The sequence below is a fragment of the Rhizobium sp. SVR5-2C genome, from assembly GCF_056755115.1.
On record NZ_JBNDHT010000056.1, the window covers coordinates 23,326 to 38,993 of the forward strand.

The window sequence follows — 15,668 nt, forward strand, 5'->3', positions numbered from 1 at the left end:
AAGCATCAAGGTTAATGGAGGATTTTCGAGGGAGTGTTTAGCGTCCCGTGTCGGAGTCTGGCGTTGCGTCGAAATCCTGTTGTCCGCAGCAAGCTGCGTTCCCTCCCTCAAAGCTGGATTTCACCCGCCGTCTTCGGCTTTTGCGGGTGGCTCGCATTCCCAAGCATGGCTTCCCACGCCGATCTCGCAGCCATGCTTGCCGGGCTTGATGAGAGCCGTGACAACTGGCGCATGGTCATGACCAATTCACCGGCGGGCTCGCTCCATCAGGCCGAACTCGCTTTTACGGATCCGCTTGTGACGGGATCGATTGCTGCCGGGGCAGGGATGGTGCTTCCGGATGGCCGCAAGGTCGCCTTTGTCGCGGAAGGCAAGGGCCACGAGGACACGCCGGACGAAGACCGCGTGAACCGAGAAACCAAGAAGGGCCGCATTGTCGCCGTCGAGAAGATGCAGCCGCCGAAGGATTTTTCCGCCGGCTCCATTCTCCACCGTACGCAGTTGCTGTTCCAACCGAGCTTCGATCTCAAGGACAAGTCCGCCTTCGTTAAGCCGAAGATCAAGGGCAAGGAAATCGAAATCGCCACGAACTTCTACCGGAAACAGCCGGTCAAGCCGGCCCCCGGAGTTCCGGCGCTGCTGGCCGGCCTGGTTAACAACGACAAGGCCGATGTGCTGGCGACGGCCTATGCCCCGGCGGCGCCGGACTACGCCCGCCAATCGCCCTTCGATTCGATTCTCACTGATTCCGCAAACGATGGCCGCTTCGTTCCGCAGATCGGGGCGAAAGATCACGCGTGGGCGGCGAGCATTCTGCCGGCCAGCGTGTTTTCCGCGGGCGAACAGCAGTGTTTGGCATCCGGCATCTATTTCGAAGCCCGCGGCGAATCGGTGAAGGGGCAGGCCGCTGTTGCGCAGGTCATCCTCAACCGCGTGCGTAATCCGGCCTATCCGAAAACCATCTGCGGCGTCGTCTACCAGAACGAAGACTGGCGCAATCGCTGCCAGTTCTCCTTTGCCTGCGACAACATCAGGGATCGCGTGAACTCCCAGTACCACTGGCGTGTCGCCCGTGAGGTTGCCATGGCTGTGACTGCCGGCAAGATCTGGCTCCCGCAGGTCGGCTCCGCCACACACTACCACGCGGTCTACGTCCGGCCGAACTGGGCAAAGACCATGGAAAAGGTCGGCCGCATCGGCCTGCACGTCTTTTACCGTACCTACGGCGGCGGCTGGAGCTGACGGAAAGCCCGATTTTCCGCCTGATCCGCTGCTCCGAAAGCGGATTCTGAGCCTCGAATTTTCAAGGCGTTCTGAATTCCCGATCAACCTCTTGATTTGGAATGATAATTTAATGGCTGGACAGAAGCTCTCTACGCCTTGACTATGTTTTGCCCTAAAACTATGTTGCGCCCGACTTCAGAACGGACCGAAAGGTTTCACACCCTACGTCCGTTGTCCTGAAAACCGGGGGTAACGGGGATCGCGGGCAGCGGGAGCGAGGAGGAAGCCATGGAGGATGACCGCGAGGAGAGTCTTGAAAAGCGTCGCGCGCAGCTGGGAGCAAAGCTCAAAGCCAAGCGCATAGAGGCGGGAGAGGACGAGGCGAACGAAGCCCGCGCCGAAGCGAGCCGCGAAGGCTATGCTCAGGCGATGAAGCTTTCGAGCGAGTTCATTTCCGCAGTCGTTGTGGGTGCTGTTCTTGGCTATCTTCTGGACCGTTTTGTCGGCACTGCGCCTTGGGGGTTGATTGTTCTTCTGCTTCTTGGATTCTGTGCCGGCGTTTTGAACGTTCTTCGTGCTGCGGGCAAGGTTGCGAAACCGGCGCCTGGAGTTGAAAACGGCAAGAAATAGGGCAGGGGCGCACGAGCGCGTTGTCCAGTGCAGTGGTCCCGCGTTTGCGGGCTAAAGAAGAGAGAACAAGCGGTGGCTAACGATCCGATCCATCAGTTCCAGATCTACAAGATTGTACCGATCGAAATCGGCGGGATTGATTTTTCGTTCACCAACGCATCGTTGTTCATGGCGGTGTCCGCCACCGTTGCCGCAGCCTTCCTTTATTTCGCGACATCCAATCGTGCGATCATTCCTGGCCGCACCCAGTCGCTTGCGGAAATGTCCTATGAGTTCATTGCCGCGATGTTGAAGGAAGGGGCGGGCACCAAGGGAATGCAATTCTTCCCGCTGGTCTTCTCGCTCTTCATGTTCGTGCTGACGGCAAACCTGCTCGGCATGTTCCCGTATTTCTTCACGGTGACGAGCCAGATCATCGTGACCTTCGCCCTGGCGCTGCTCGTTATCGGCACGGTTCTCGTCTACGGCTTCTACAAGCACGGGTTCCGCTTCCTGAATGTCTTCGTTCCGTCGGGCGTCCCGGGCATTCTCTTGCCGCTGGTGGTGTCGATCGAAATAATTTCGTTCCTGTCCCGGCCGATTTCGCTCTCTGTTCGTCTTTTCGCCAACATGCTTGCCGGTCACATCACCCTGAAGGTGTTCGCAGGCTTCGTCGCCTCGCTTGGAGCCCTTGGTGCGCTCGGCGTTGGCGGTGCCGTTCTTCCCCTCATCATGACGGTCGCCCTGACCGCTCTCGAGTTCCTCGTTGCCTTCCTCCAGGCTTATGTCTTTGCGGTGCTGACTTGCATGTACCTCAATGACGCGATTCATCCGGGTGGCCACTAAGGAATACCGACATTGACGTCAAAAGGGCGTCAGTCATTTCGCCGCAACAACCATTTTCAAAGGAGTTCAACATGGACGCGGAAGCAGCAAAGTTCATCGGTGCAGGCCTGGCTTGCCTTGGTATGGCCGGTACGGCTCTCGGCCTCGGCAACATCTTCGGCAGCTACCTCTCCGGCGCGCTTCGCAACCCGTCTGCCGCTGACAGCCAGTTCGGCCGTCTGGTTTTCGGCTTTGCCGTTACGGAAGCTCTGGGCATCTTCTCGCTGCTCGTTGCACTCCTTCTGCTCTTCGCCGTTTGATTTCGGTGGATTGAAGGATCACGGCCTGCGACCTGCAAGCCGTGATCCTTTGTATTTGCAGTACACCTGGAGGTGAGCATGTTTTTTGTGACCCCGGCCTTTGCTCAGGAAGCTCCGGCGGGATCGGCAGAACCTGGCGCAGCGCCCGCTACGGACTCGCATGCCGCTCCGGCTGCCGGCGAGGTCCATACCGAAACCGGCGTTCCCGCCGGCGAGCACGGCGGCGGTGCTTTTCCGCCTTTCGATTCGTCGACTTACGCTTCCCAGCTCTTGTGGCTGGCAATCACGTTCGCCGTCTTCTTCGTGCTCATGCAAAAGGTCATCGGGCCGCGCATTGGCAAGATCCTCGAACAGCGCCACGACCGCATCTCGCAGGATCTCGACGAGGCAACCCGCCTGAAGGCGGAAGCCGACGCAGACGTGGCGGCTTATGAAGCCGAGCTGGCTGCAGCCCGTGCCAAGGCGGGTTCGATCGCGGCCGCCGCTCGCGACGAAGCCAAGCTCAAGGCGGAGGCGGAGCGTCGCGCCGTCGAAGCCAGCCTCTCCGAGAAGCTGAGGGCTGCCGAGGCCCGCATCGCCGAGATCAAGGCGAAGGCATTTGCAGATGTCGGCGCAATCGCTGAGGAAACGGCGGCTGCCGTTGTCGAGCAACTGATCGGCGGTACTGCCGCCAAGCCGGAAGTTGCCGCTGCGGTCGCAGCCGCCAAGAAGGAGGCTTGATCGATGGCTTTTGACGCAACTTTCTTCGCCTTTGTCGGCCTGGTGATATTCCTGGCATTGATGGTCTATCTGAAGGTTCCCGGCATCATGGCAAAGTCGCTCGACGACCGTGCCGACCGGATCCGCAATGAGCTGGCCGAAGCCAAGCGTCTGCGCGAGGAGGCTCAGCATCTGCTGGCCGAATACCAGCGCAAGCGCAAGGAGGCGGAAGCGGAGGCGGAACATATTCTCGCCGCAGCCCAGCGCGAAGCCGAAATGTTGACCGCCGAGGCAAGGAAGAAGACGGAAGAGTTCGTCGCCAACCGCAACGCGATTTCCGAGCAGAAGATCAAGCAGGCTGAAGCCGATGCGATGAAGGCCGTCCGTTCGGCCGCCGTCGACCTGGCGATCACCGCGGCTGAAACGGTTCTTGCCAAGAAAGCCGATACGGTTCAGTCCGATCTCTTCAAAGGTGCCGTCGGCGCGGTGAAGACACGCCTCAACTAAGAAATCAGCGCGGATTGAAATCGAACAGGCCGGGTTTTGCCCGGCCTTTTCTATTCGAGGATCAACTCCTCGTCGATCACGATGCCGTCTCTGCGGAGCGGACGGAAGCTCATGCGGTGCAGCGAACAGGGACCATGCCGCTCGATGCCGGCCCGATGCTGCGCCGTTCCATAGCCCACATGCGCGGCAAAGCCATAGGCCGGGAAGACGGCGTCCGCACGTGCCATCATCCGGTCGCGCGTCACCTTGGCGACGATAGAAGCCGCGGCGATCGAAACCGAGCGCGCATCGCCCTTGACGACTGCTTGCCCGGGGCATTCCAATCCGGGAGGGACGTCGAGCCCATCAGTGAGGACATAGTTCGCCTGGATCGCGAGGCCGCAGATCGCCCGGCGCATCGCATCGAGGCTTGCCTTGCGGATGTCCGTGAGGTCTATCCGCGTGGCACTGGACGATGCGATCGAAACAGTCGCCGTTGCCAGGATCTGTACGAAGAGCTCTTCGCGCCTTTGCGCCGAAAGCTGCTTGGAATCATTCAGCCCTTCGGGGATGCGCTTCGGATTGAGAATGACGGCGGCGGCAACGACCGGCCCGGCAAGGGGGCCGCGCCCTGCTTCGTCGGCGCCTGCGACCGGCCAGTGGCCGGCCCTGCGTGCCTTCAGTTCCAACTTGAAGTCGGGAACGAGCGGCACCTCTTCGAAAAGCAGAGGAGAATCGGGTGACGTGCGAGCTTTCATGGACTGAATCTCGCACGCCAACCCGATTTCCTGCAAGCCCCCGGATCAGGGCGGCGTACCGGGGGGCTTGGGCCGCGGGAGGGCAGGGGACCCGCCGCGGCGGCAGGGGCCGAGGGCGGCGGCCTCCTGCTGGGTAACTGTTAACTGCCTGCAGCCTTGCCCGGCTGCCAATTCAAACGGCTTGTTTGCCGCTCAGCTTCGCACGTCACGCGAGCGCATGCGCCGCGTATCCGATGCCGTATCCTCTCAGAGGAGCGACAGTTGCACGCCACTGCCATCGGGCGGCACGAAGAGATCGTCGCGAAGCGGCATGCTGCGCCTCGTCATACCAAGCCTCTTCGTCGCCATCTCGAAGCGGCGGGCGATCTGCCAGGCGTAGGGTCCGGCGCCTTTCATGCGCTTGCCGAACTCGGCGTCGTAGTCCTTGCCGCCGCGCATCGAGCGGACCAGCGACATCACATGCCGGTAGCGGTCCGGATAATTCTGCAAGAGCCAGTCGCGAAAAAGCGGAGCGACCTCCAGCGGCAGGCGCAGGATCACGTAGCCTGCTTCCAGCGCGCCGGCGGCCTTCGCCGCGTCGAGGATACGTTCCAGCTCGTGATCGTTCAGCGCCGGGATCACCGGTGCGGCCATCACCGAAGTCGGAACACCCGCCTCCGTCAAGGCCCGGATCGCCTCCAGGCGCCGCCCGGGCGTCGAAGCGCGCGGCTCCATTGTGCGGGCAAGCTTCCGGTCGAGCGTCGTCACGGAGAGCGAGGCGCGCACCAAACCCTTCGCTGCCATCTCCTGCAGGATGTCGATGTCGCGCAGGATCAGCGCTGACTTGGTGACGATCGAGACCGGGTGGTTCGCCTTGTTCAGCACTTCGAGGATCTGGCGCATGATGCGCCATTCCTTCTCGATCGGCTGATAGGGATCGGTATTGGTTCCGATCGCGATCACGCGTGGCTTGTAGCCCGGCTTGGCAAGCTCACGTTCCAGAAGCTTGGCCGCATCCGGCTTGGCAAAAAGCTTTGCTTCGAAATCGAGACCTGCCGAAAGCCCCATATAGGCGTGGGTCGGCCGGGCGAAACAATAGATGCAGCCATGCTCGCAGCCGCGGTAGGGATTGATCGAGCGGTCGAACGGGACATCCGGCGATTCGTTACGTGTAATCGCCGTGCGTGGCTTTTCGATCTGCACTTCCGTCTCGAAGGGCGGCAGCTCTTCAAGAGTCTGCCAGCCATCATCGAAAGCCTCGCGGCGCAGCGGCTCGAAACGTCCGCTCGGATTCAATCCGGCCCCGCGGCCGCGGCGTCGATCCACCTCGACACGGAGGCCCGACGAGGCAATCATCGCCTCGGCAATATCTGCCGTATTGGCAGGCGCAAACGCGGCCTGGCCTGCAAGGGACTGTTCGTTCATCGGATTCTCCTGCGGCGAAGACGTTGCCTTCTTCCGTTTTCGATGATTAAATTCCTATCGGCAAAAGGAGAACATTGCAAGAACAAAATGAGGAAAAGTGGTGCTGGCAAATATTTGTGCACCGCATTATAGATAGGCAATGTTGACGGTTGTTCTTGAGTGCCAGGATCAGGAGCCCGAGCTGGCGCAGACATTGTCGGCGCTGGTCGCCGGCGCGGTCGAAGGGCTTGTAAGCGACGTGGTCGTACTTGATCACGGCTCGCGCGACGGCACGTCCGGGGTGGCGGATGCAGCGGGGTGCCGGTTTCATTCGCAGTGGGATATCACGGATATATTGCGCGCGGCGCGCGGCGAATGGTTGCTTTTCGTGGAGCCTGGTGCGAGACCGCAAGCCGGCTGGATAGACGAGATCGCCGAGTATGTCTCGCTCAACAAGGGGCCGGCGCGCTTCACCGCCTCTCGGGGTTATAAGCGCCCGTTCTTCGAGCGCGTCGGCCGTTCGCGACCGCCGCTGGAACTCGGGCTCCTCCTGCCGAAAAAGCAGGCGATCGCCACCGCAAGAAGCGGAATGCATCTTTCGGAATTCGCCAAAGGGCAGAAGCTGCGCCAGCTTTCGAGCGAACTGATTCCGTCCTGGGTTGCCCGCGCTGCGCGATAGTAGCTGGCGCACAAACATGGCGCTCAATACGATTTTGCGCTATAATTCTTCCATGGTGCCGCCGACGCGTTAGCCGCGCGGCGGTCGACCATGGAATGCCGGCGGACGGCAGAACAGGTCAGCGGAAGTCTCCTCTTCTGCCGGGTTTCCGGCGAAAGGAGGTGCGTCGTGCTACGCACTATGTTCCACGGCCTGCTGGGCGTCATCGCGACAATATTGGTGGTCGCACATCCGCATTCGGCAACGGCGCAGACGATGCGTACCTGCGCGGGCCGATCCGAGGTCATCGATTTCCTGGATAGGAACTTTTCCGAAAAGCTCACGGCGGTCGGCAAAATCAACCACAACGCAGTCCTTGAGGTTTATGCTGCTGAGAGCGGCACCTGGACGCTGATCATCACGGACGATCACGGCATCAGCTGCTTCTTGTTGTCGGGCGAGCAGTGGCAAACGATGCCCTCTCTACCCAGCGTGCACACATAGCCATCGCAGGCCGTTACCCTTGGCGCTGCGGCAACAACCCTGCCGTTCTACTTCGCCGTCCCGCGCCTCAGGTGCTCGTCGAGCCGCGGCATGATCTCCACGAAATTGCAGGGCATGTGGCGGTAGTCGAGCTGAGCCTTCAAAATGCCGTCCCACGCATCCTTGCAGGCGCCCGGCGAGCCGGGAAGCACGAAGATGAAGGTCGACTTGGCGACACCCGCCGTTGCTCGGGACTGGATCGTCGATGTGCCGATCTTGTCATAGGAAATGCGGTGGAAGACTTCCGAAAAGCCATCCATGCGCTTTTCAAAAAGCGGCTCCAGCGCCTCTGGCGTGACGTCCCGGCCGGTAAAGCCGGTACCGCCGGTGGTGATGACGACGTCGATGCCGTCGGTTTCCGTCCAGGCGTTGACCTGGGCTGCGATGGCCGCCTTGTCGTCGGGCACGATGGCGCGATCCATCAGCTTGTGACCGGCCTCGGTGATCCGCGCGGCAAGCGTGTCGCCGGACTTGTCGTTCGCCAGCGTGCGCGTGTCCGAAACGGTCAGCACCGCGATGCCGACGGGGATGAAAGGCCGCTGTTCGTCGATACCCGCCATCATCAGTCTCCAGAAAGCGTTTCCGTTGCCTGGAAATACCAGTCCGGCCGTTCGCTGTGAAGCTTCGCCGCAGCAGCTTCGGCTGCTTCGATCGAGCCGAAGATGCCGAAGCACGTCGCGCCGGATCCGGACATGCGGACAAATTTCGCGCCTGCTTGCTTCAACAAGGTCGAGACCTGTTCGATCTCTGGGACAAGTTTGCGCACCGGCGGCTCCAGATCGTTCCGGTTCGCCTCGATCGTCGCCAGCCAGTCGCCGGTTCGAAGATCGAGCGGCGGGTTGTGTTTCTCCGTGAGCAGTCGGAAAATCTCCGGCGTCGAGACCGCCTTCAGCGGATTGGCGAGCACGATTGCAAAAGGCGGCAGAGCAACGGCCTCGATCTTTTCGCCGATCCCGCGCGCAATCAGCGGCCGGCTCGTCAGGCACATGGGAACATCGGCCCCGAGTTTGACAGCAATCGCCGACAAAATGTCGCCAGGCAGACGGATGCTCCACAGCCGCAGGAGACCACGCAGTGCCGCCGCGGCATCCGCTGAACCGCCGCCGATGCCGGAGGCGATCGGCAGGTTCTTTTCAAGATGGATATGAACCGGTGGCGCATGGTCGCCCTGCGCAAGTGCCGCTTGCCGCAACATGTCGCGCGCCTTGAGCACGAGATTGCCGCCTGGGTCGATGCCGAGCGCGGGCGCGAACCGCCCGCTGATCGTCAATTCATCGGCCGGGGAGGGTGCGAAAGCCAGTCTGTCGCCATGACGTGCAAAGGTCACCAGCATATCGAGGAGGTGATAGCCGTCCGGCCTCTGGCCCGTCACGTGCAGGGCCAGATTGATTTTTGCGAGAGCATCTTCGGTGACGGCGAAACCGCCGCTCATGCCCGCGTCAGGCATGGCGCATCAGGACTTCTTGTCGGCAACCGGCGGCGAAACAGGCGCCGGATCCGGCTGCTTCTTGTCGACAGCCTTGGTGTCATCAGTCTCCACCGTCAGGCCGTGGGCGATCTTATCCTTGATCCTCGGGATGTCGGCTTCTTCCGGCTGGGAGCTCAGCGCCCGATTCCACTGATAGACGGCCTCCAGCTTGCGCCCGACATGCCAGTAGGCGTCACCAAGATGGTCGTTGATCGTCGCATCACCGGCCTTGATTTCGGCAGCCTTTTCCAGCTCGCCAACGGCGTCGTCGAAGCGGTTCAGGCGATAATACGCCCAGCCGAGCGAGTCGATGATATAGCCGTCGTCAGGCCTGAGTTCGACGGCCTTCTTGATCATCGTCAAGCCTTCGTCGAGGTTCCGGTTCATGTCGATCCAGGAGTAACCGAGATAGTTCAGAACCTGGGGCTGATCCGGGTTGAGTTCGAGTGCCTTGCGGAAGTTCGGCTCCGCCTGATCCCACTTCTTCAGCCGCTCATAGGCGATGCCCCGCTGGAAGAAGACCGTCCAGTCGGATCGGCCCGGCAGCGGGCCGATCATTTCCACAGCCTTGTCGTAATTGTCGGCCATCGCCTGATAGTCCTTGGCGTCGGAGAGCACGCTGCCATAGGCAAGATAGGAGCGGATGTCCTTCGGATCGGAATCGATCAGCGCCTTCAGATGCTTGCGTGCCTCGTCGGTCTTGCCGCCCTGCGCCAGCGCAAGGCCGAGCTGCAGCTCGGAGATGCGCCGCATCGGAGAAGTTTCCGGCACGCGCTTGTAGAACTCGATGGCACGGTCCGTCTGTTCCTGCTTTTCAGCGATGCCGCCGAGAAGCACCAGCGTGTCGGCGCTGTTCGGATCGAGCGCATTGGCAGTCTGCAGATAGAGTGAAACGATATCTTCGGCCCCGTCGCGGTTCAGCGCGGCGCCGATGGAGAAGAGAACGGCAGCCGCGCCCTGGGGGCCATTGCGTACCTGCTGCTCCGGCTTCTCGCCCTTTTCGATGCTCTGGCGCAGCGCATTCAGCGGCGCATAGTTCGGCAGCATGTTGTCTCCGACGGAGATCGCATCGAGCGCCTTCTGCTTGTTGCCCTGCGAGGCTTCCAGGCGGGCCAGCGCCATGACCGCACGCATGAAGGTGTCGGGCGCCGTCGCACCGCCTTCCTTGTCCAGCACTGCATCGTTCAAGTGCCTGCGCGCTGCCGACACATTGCCCGTCACGATGGCGATCGCACCTGCATGGTAGTTCTGGAAGATGCTGAACCATTCCGGGCCCTTCATCTTCTCGACCATCGACAGCGCTTCCTTGTTGCGGCCGGCGCCGACGCGCGCCCAGGCGAGCAGCAGGTCGTTCATCATCCGGTCGAGGTCGTTCGGACCGTTATATTTCAGGATCGCTTCGGCGTTCTTGTAGTCGCCGCGGCGCATCGCGTCCGTGGCGCGGACGACGGTGGTGATACGCTCGACGGTGGGATCCTTCTTCAGGTCGTTGGCATATTTCACGCCTTCCTGGATGTCGCCGCTCAACAGCAGCGAAATCATCAGGCGCTGACGGATTTCCGGATTACCCGGTTCGATCTGCAAGGCCTTCTTGTAAAGCTCTATGGCCGTCTTGTAGTCGTGATCGACATCGGCCGTGCGGGCGGCGAGGAAGGCGCCCGAGAAGGTGCCGACCGTGTCCGGGTCGAAGACCACCGTGTTGCTGGCAGCGTCCGTCTTGGCAGCCTCTTCGGCATTGACGCCACCAAGCGCTCCGAGCGAAAGGACCGCTGCAAGTGCCGCGCTCGAAAAAAGACGGATGGCAAATCTCTGCCGCATTACAAAACCTTTCTTCAAGGCAGCCGATTGTTCCGACCGGCTGCGAAATCAGTTGAGAAGACTGACTCACAATAGGATGGCTTTTTTGAAGCGGTCCTGCAAGAAATTCAGCCGCGATCAAAGATGTTTGATTTAGTTGACCCGCTCGATGCAGAAGTCGATAACTTCCAATAGCGCGGCTTTCCACGCCGTATCGGGAAGAGGCGCAAGCGCGTCCCGCGCGATCGTGCCGTAGTGAACCGCCCGGGCGATCGTGTCGTTCAGCGTACCGTATTTGGTGATGAGGCCGAGCGCCTTTTCGAGATTGGCATCCGTGCCGTTGCCGCCTTCGATCGCGTCACGCCAGAAAGCGCGCTCGTCCTGCGTGCCACGGCGGTAGGCGAGGATGACCGGAAGCGTGATCTTGCCCTCGCGGAAGTCGTCGCCGACATTCTTGCCGAGGTCGACTGCCTTGCCGCCGTAATCCAGCGCGTCGTCGACAAGCTGGAAGGCGAGCCCGAGGTTCATGCCATAGGATTTCAGCGCATTGCGGCCGGATTTGCCGGCGTCTGCCACGATCGGGCCAACTTCGGCGGCAGCGGCAAAGAGTGCCGCGGTCTTGGCCCGGATGACCGAAAGATAGTCGTCTTCCGTCGTCTCCATGTTCTTGGCGACGGAAAGCTGCAACACCTCGCCTTCGGCAATGACGCAAGCGGCCGACGAGAGAACGTCAAGCGCATCGAGCGAACCGACATCGACCATCATTCGGAAGGCCTGGCCGAGCAAGAAGTCGCCGACGAGGACGCTTGCCTGGTTGCCCCAGATCATGCGCGCCGTCGATTTCCCGCGGCGAAGGTCGCTCTCATCAACGACATCGTCATGCAGCAGCGTCGCCGTATGCATGAATTCGACTGATGTCGCGAGCTTGATGTGGTTTTCGCCCTTGTACCCAAAGAGACAGGCCGAGGCGAGCGTGAGCATGGGGCGCAAGCGCTTGCCACCGGAGGAGATCAGGTGGTTCGCCACTTCCGGTATCATCTGGACATCGGACCCGGCCTTCGAAAGGATAAGCTGGTTGACCCGCTCCATATCGGCCTTGGTCAGATCGACCAACGGCTTGACGGATGCCAGTTTGTTTTTGCTTTCTTCAAGCGGTATGACCACGCCCAACGACCCGGACTCCTGTTCACTCGTTACGATTGACAATAGAAAGGGGCGATTGAAGCGGCAAGAGGTGAAATGTCGCGCAGCACAGAATTGAAAGGGATTTGATCGTAAATGCATGAACTTATCCGTGCCAATGACCCCGTCTTGCTCTCGTATGCGCAAAGCCTTCTAAAGGATGCGGGAATTCACTGTTTCGTGGCCGATCAGGGCATGAGCATCCTCGAAGGCTCCCTCGGCATGCTGCCGCGGCGGTTGCTTGTTGATGACGACGATGCCGATCGGGCCCGCCGTATCCTGACCGATGCCGGCCTGGCTGACGAATTGCGCATCGTGAAATGATGCGGCTATGACCGGGGTTTTCGACACGATCGATGCCTTCCACCGCGGCGGCTTTCACGTCGTCCAGCCGAGGGGCAGGGGGCATCGCTCCGGGATGGATGCCATGCTGCTGGCCGCGCTGGTCTGCGATGACCGCGCGATCAAAGTCGCGGATCTCGGCGCCGGCGCGGGTGCGGCCGGGCTTGCCGTCGCCTCCCGGCTGCCGAAGGCCGAGGTCGTGCTTTTCGAGCGTTCGGAGGAAATGGCCGACTATGCGCGGCGGAGTATTGCCTTGCCGGAGAATGCCCATATGACAGACCGGGTCTCGGTCGTCGAGGCGGATGTGACCTTGACGGCAAAGGCACGAAACGAAGCGGGCCTGACCGACGAGATTTTTCACCACGTCATCATGAATCCGCCGTTCAACGATGCCGGTGACCGCCGGACGCCGGATGCCCTGAAAGCCGAAGCGCATGCGATGACTGACGGTCTTTTCGAAAGCTGGATACGCACGGCGGGCGCGATCATGGTGCCCGGCGGGCAGCTGTCACTCATCGCCCGCCCCGAATCGATCGCGGAGGTCATCGCAGCCTGCGGCAGACGTTTCGGCGGTATCGAAATTACCGCCATTCACCCGCGCGAGGGCGAGAATGCCGTACGCATTCTGGTGACGGCGATCAAAGGATCGCGCGCGCGGCTTTCGCTGCGCGCGCCATTCATCATGCACGAAGAGGGTACGCATAAATTCTCCCCCTTCGTGGACGATCTGAATAATGGCCGTGCGGCCTATCCAAGGCTCAGCCGGTCACGAAATCGAACAGCAGCTTGATGTTCAGCCCGGCGATGATGACGGCAATCGCATAGGCGATGCCGCTCAGCCAGCGCGGCGCCACGAGCGCGCCCATCTTCGCCTTGCTGGCGGTGAACATCACCAGCGGGAAAACCGCAAAGGAAAGCTGCAGGCTGAGCACGACCTGCGTCAGGATCAGGAGATGCGCAGTCCCCTCGTTGCCGTACCAGATCGTCACGAAGGCGGCCGGAACGATGGCGATCGCGCGGGTGATCAGACGGCGCACCCATGGCTGGAGCTTGATCCTCAGAAAACCTTCCATGACGATCTGGCCCGCAAGCGTCGCTGTCACGGTCGAATTCAGGCCGCAGCAGAGCAGCGCGATACCGAAAAGCGTCGGTGCGATCGCGAGGCCGAGCAGCGGCGACAGCAGCGAATGCGCCTCGCCGAGCTCGACGATATCCGTCCGGCCGCTGGCGTTGAACGCGGCGGCCGCCAGGATCAGGATCGAGGCATTGATCAGCAGCGCAAAGCACAGCGCGAAGGTGGAGTCGATCGTCGCATAGGTGAGCGCTTCCCGCTTTTCCGGCAGGGTGTGGCCGTAGGCGCGCGTCTGCACGATGCCTGAATGCAGATAGAGATTGTGCGGCATGACGGTCGCGCCGAGAATGCCGAGCGCCAGATAGAGCATTTCCGGATTGCTGACGATCTCGGTCGTCGGGAAGAAGCCCCTCACGACAGCGCCCCACTCAGGATCGGCCAGGAAGATCTGCACGCCGAAACATAGCGCAATGACGCCGAGAAGCGTGATGATGAAGGCTTCGATCCAGCGGAAGCCGAGCCTTTGCAGATAGAGAATGAGAAAGACGTCGAGTGCCGTGATCAAGACGCCGAGTTCCAGCGGAACGCCGAAGATCAGGTTGAGGCCAATGGCCGTGCCGATCACCTCGGCGATGTCAGTCGCGATGATGGCGATTTCCGCAAACGCCCAGAGCGGCACGGAAATAAATTTCGGATAGGCGTCCCGGCAGGCCTGCGCCAAATCGCGGCCCGAGGCGATGGCAAGGCGGGCGCAGAGCGATTGCAGCACGATCGCCATCAGGTTGGAGAGCAGCGCGACTGTCAGCAGGGCATAGCCGAACTTTGAGCCGCCAGCGAGAGAGGTCGCCCAGTTGCCCGGATCCATATAGCCGACCGCGACCATGTAACCGGGGCCCGCAAAGGCGGCGATCCGCCGGAGTTTCGATCCCGGGCGACCCGTGCCGACGGTGCGGTAGACATCGGAAAGCGAAGCCTCCTCTCGATCGTACCGCCAGCCGCTTTTTGCACTCCGGTTTAAAGCATCCATTTGTTATCCGCCTGTTCGATCATTGCCCGCACTATGCCCGATTAGAATGATAATGCAAGTCATTCGCAACAAGAAAACCGGCTGTCGCAGTTTCTGGAACGCGGCCATTGCGTTTACCGTTCCATTGCATACATGGATTGCGACGCTGAAAGCGAAGAAGGATTTGAGATGCGCGGATTTTTGAGAGGACTGGTACCGAAGCGTTTCCGCAAGGAAGGGATCGTCATCCCGGTTGTCAGGCTTCAAGGCGTCATCATGAGCGGCGGCAACCAGTTCCGCCCCACGCTCAACCTCGCTGCTGTTGCGCCGGTCCTGGAGAAAGCCTTTTCCGTGAAGGACGCGCCGGCTGTTGCGATCGCCATCAATTCGCCGGGTGGTTCGCCGGTCCAGTCGCGGCTTATCTTTACGCGTATTCGCGAGCTTGCCCGCGAGAAGCAGAAGAAGGTCCTTGTCTTCGTCGAGGATGTAGCAGCGTCGGGCGGCTACATGATCGCGCTCGCCGGCGATGAGATCATCGCCGACGCGACCTCGATCGTCGGCTCGATCGGTGTCGTTTCCGGCGGCTTCGGCTTTCCCGAGCTCTTGAAAAAGATCGGCATCGAGCGCCGCGTCTATACGGCCGGTGAGAACAAGGTTATTCTCGATCCCTTCCAGCCCGAGAAGGAAAAGGACATCGAGTATCTGAAGAGCCTTCAGCTCGAGATCCATCAGGTATTCATCGCCATGGTGCGCGAGCGCCGCGCCGGCAAGCTCAGCGATGACGAGACTGTCTTCTCCGGCCTTTTCTGGAGCGGCACGCGCGGGCTTGAACTCGGCCTCGTCGACAGCCTGGGCGATATGCGCCAGGAGCTGAAAAAGCGGTACGGCCAGAAGGCCAGACTGCAGCTCGTCACCGCCGCTCGCAGCCTCTTCGGGCGGAGGATACCGGGTGTCTCGCCTGTCTCGCTGGAAAGTGCTGCATCAAGTCTCGCGGCAGGCCTTGTCGAAGCGGCGGAAGAAAAGGCAATGTGGAGCCGCTACGGGCTTTGAGAGGAGAAGAAGAGGGGAGATGGCGCAGCTTATAACAATCATAATCCTGGTCGGTGCGGCGTGGTGGCTCTACCGCCGCTTCGTCTCCGATGCCAAGCGCCTGCAGGAAAAATCCCGCCGTGCCGAGAAGGAGCGCCAGACCGGCGCGGTTGGCACGCTTGTCAAGGACCCGGCGACCGGCGAGTACCGTGTCAAGCGGGATGATGAGTAGAAGATTTACGTCTGCCTTCCCTCATGATATACATT

Annotated in this window: 19 protein-coding genes; 12 read left to right on the plus strand and 7 right to left on the minus strand. The window is 61.0% G+C overall.

Features of this window, described 5'->3' with window-relative positions; all coding sequences use genetic code 11:
* Nucleotides 1–63 precede the first annotated feature (63 nt).
* The 6 genes from ACPYOI_RS17435 to ACPYOI_RS17460 all read left to right on the plus strand — a co-directional run bounded on the left by ACPYOI_RS17435 (nucleotide 64) and on the right by ACPYOI_RS17460 (nucleotide 4,184).
* The gene (locus tag ACPYOI_RS17435) at nucleotides 64–1,242 is read left to right on the plus strand and encodes a cell wall hydrolase (protein WP_481423123.1); all 1,179 of its coding nucleotides are present in this window, start codon (nucleotides 64–66) and stop codon (nucleotides 1,240–1,242) included.
* Between the two features lie 270 nt (nucleotides 1,243–1,512).
* A complete protein-coding gene (locus ACPYOI_RS17440; protein WP_168828560.1) occupies nucleotides 1,513–1,854 on the plus strand; it encodes an AtpZ/AtpI family protein in 342 nt (113 codons plus the stop codon).
* A gap of 72 nt (nucleotides 1,855–1,926) precedes the next feature.
* Entirely contained in the window at nucleotides 1,927–2,679 is a 753-nt protein-coding gene (locus ACPYOI_RS17445; protein ID WP_168828561.1) for a F0F1 ATP synthase subunit A, read from the plus strand.
* Between the two features lie 71 nt (nucleotides 2,680–2,750).
* A complete protein-coding gene (locus tag ACPYOI_RS17450) occupies nucleotides 2,751–2,978 on the plus strand; it encodes a F0F1 ATP synthase subunit C (RefSeq protein WP_168828562.1) in 228 nt (75 codons plus the stop codon).
* 78 nt (nucleotides 2,979–3,056) lie between these two features.
* A complete protein-coding gene (locus ACPYOI_RS17455) occupies nucleotides 3,057–3,698 on the plus strand; it encodes a F0F1 ATP synthase subunit B (protein WP_481415737.1) in 642 nt (213 codons plus the stop codon).
* 3 nt (nucleotides 3,699–3,701) lie between these two features.
* The gene (locus ACPYOI_RS17460) at nucleotides 3,702–4,184 is read left to right on the plus strand and encodes a F0F1 ATP synthase subunit B (protein WP_168828564.1); all 483 of its coding nucleotides are present in this window, start codon (nucleotides 3,702–3,704) and stop codon (nucleotides 4,182–4,184) included.
* Nucleotides 4,185–4,234: 50 nt separating this feature from the next.
* On the opposite strand, the gene ACPYOI_RS17465 is transcribed toward ACPYOI_RS17460, so the two are convergent.
* Nucleotides 4,235–4,921, minus strand: a complete 687-nt coding sequence (locus ACPYOI_RS17465) for a ribonuclease HII (protein WP_481415739.1) — start codon at nucleotides 4,919–4,921, stop codon at nucleotides 4,235–4,237.
* A 246-nt stretch (nucleotides 4,922–5,167) separates the two neighbouring features.
* Nucleotides 5,168–6,325, minus strand: coding sequence for a PA0069 family radical SAM protein (locus ACPYOI_RS17470; RefSeq protein WP_481415740.1), 1,158 nt, complete (start codon nucleotides 6,323–6,325; stop codon nucleotides 5,168–5,170).
* A 139-nt stretch (nucleotides 6,326–6,464) separates the two neighbouring features.
* Between ACPYOI_RS17470 and ACPYOI_RS17475 the strand changes: the two genes are divergently transcribed.
* Nucleotides 6,465–6,983 carry a glycosyl transferase gene (locus ACPYOI_RS17475; protein WP_481415741.1) on the plus strand — a complete coding sequence of 173 codons (519 nt, stop codon included), beginning with the start codon at nucleotides 6,465–6,467 and terminating at the stop codon, nucleotides 6,981–6,983.
* Nucleotides 6,984–7,163: 180 nt separating this feature from the next.
* The gene (locus ACPYOI_RS17480) at nucleotides 7,164–7,466 is read left to right on the plus strand and encodes a hypothetical protein (RefSeq protein WP_481415769.1); all 303 of its coding nucleotides are present in this window, start codon (nucleotides 7,164–7,166) and stop codon (nucleotides 7,464–7,466) included.
* Nucleotides 7,467–7,513: 47 nt separating this feature from the next.
* Here ACPYOI_RS17480 and moaB read toward each other — a convergent pair whose 3' ends face one another.
* The 4 genes from moaB to ACPYOI_RS17500 all read right to left on the minus strand — a co-directional run bounded on the left by moaB (nucleotide 7,514) and on the right by ACPYOI_RS17500 (nucleotide 11,940).
* Nucleotides 7,514–8,065 (minus strand): molybdenum cofactor biosynthesis protein B, encoded by a 552-nt coding sequence (moaB, locus tag ACPYOI_RS17485; RefSeq protein WP_481415742.1) that lies wholly within the window; start codon nucleotides 8,063–8,065, stop codon nucleotides 7,514–7,516.
* 2 nt (nucleotides 8,066–8,067) lie between these two features.
* Nucleotides 8,068–8,952: a 4-(cytidine 5'-diphospho)-2-C-methyl-D-erythritol kinase gene (locus ACPYOI_RS17490; protein WP_481415743.1), complete on the minus strand. Its 885-nt coding sequence runs from the start codon at nucleotides 8,950–8,952 to the stop codon at nucleotides 8,068–8,070.
* Between the two features lie 6 nt (nucleotides 8,953–8,958).
* Nucleotides 8,959–10,791: a tetratricopeptide repeat protein gene (locus ACPYOI_RS17495; RefSeq protein WP_168828571.1), complete on the minus strand. Its 1,833-nt coding sequence runs from the start codon at nucleotides 10,789–10,791 to the stop codon at nucleotides 8,959–8,961.
* 132 nt (nucleotides 10,792–10,923) lie between these two features.
* Nucleotides 10,924–11,940: a polyprenyl synthetase family protein gene (locus tag ACPYOI_RS17500; protein WP_481415744.1), complete on the minus strand. Its 1,017-nt coding sequence runs from the start codon at nucleotides 11,938–11,940 to the stop codon at nucleotides 10,924–10,926.
* A 108-nt stretch (nucleotides 11,941–12,048) separates the two neighbouring features.
* Here ACPYOI_RS17500 and ACPYOI_RS17505 point away from each other — a divergent pair, with 108 nt between their 5' ends.
* Both ACPYOI_RS17505 and ACPYOI_RS17510 read left to right on the plus strand, forming a co-directional pair.
* Nucleotides 12,049–12,276, plus strand: a complete 228-nt coding sequence (locus ACPYOI_RS17505) for a putative signal transducing protein (RefSeq protein WP_481415745.1) — start codon at nucleotides 12,049–12,051, stop codon at nucleotides 12,274–12,276.
* Nucleotides 12,277–12,283: 7 nt separating this feature from the next.
* Complete coding sequence (locus ACPYOI_RS17510; RefSeq protein WP_481415746.1) at nucleotides 12,284–13,084, plus strand: tRNA1(Val) (adenine(37)-N6)-methyltransferase; 801 nt, start codon at nucleotides 12,284–12,286, stop codon at nucleotides 13,082–13,084.
* Here the strand turns inward: ACPYOI_RS17510 and ACPYOI_RS17515 are convergent.
* Nucleotides 13,053–14,393 carry an Nramp family divalent metal transporter gene (locus tag ACPYOI_RS17515; RefSeq protein WP_168828575.1) on the minus strand — a complete coding sequence of 447 codons (1,341 nt, stop codon included), beginning with the start codon at nucleotides 14,391–14,393 and terminating at the stop codon, nucleotides 13,053–13,055. The two genes, ACPYOI_RS17510 and ACPYOI_RS17515, sit on opposite strands and share 32 nt — an antisense overlap.
* 168 nt (nucleotides 14,394–14,561) lie before the next feature.
* On the opposite strand from ACPYOI_RS17515, the gene ACPYOI_RS17520 reads away from it, so the two are divergent.
* Together ACPYOI_RS17520 and ACPYOI_RS17525 are read left to right on the plus strand one after the other, a co-directional pair.
* Entirely contained in the window at nucleotides 14,562–15,422 is an 861-nt protein-coding gene (locus ACPYOI_RS17520; RefSeq protein WP_481415747.1) for a S49 family peptidase, read from the plus strand.
* A gap of 19 nt (nucleotides 15,423–15,441) precedes the next feature.
* Nucleotides 15,442–15,633: a hypothetical protein gene (locus ACPYOI_RS17525; RefSeq protein ID WP_168828577.1), complete on the plus strand. Its 192-nt coding sequence runs from the start codon at nucleotides 15,442–15,444 to the stop codon at nucleotides 15,631–15,633.
* Nucleotides 15,634–15,668 lie beyond the last annotated feature (35 nt).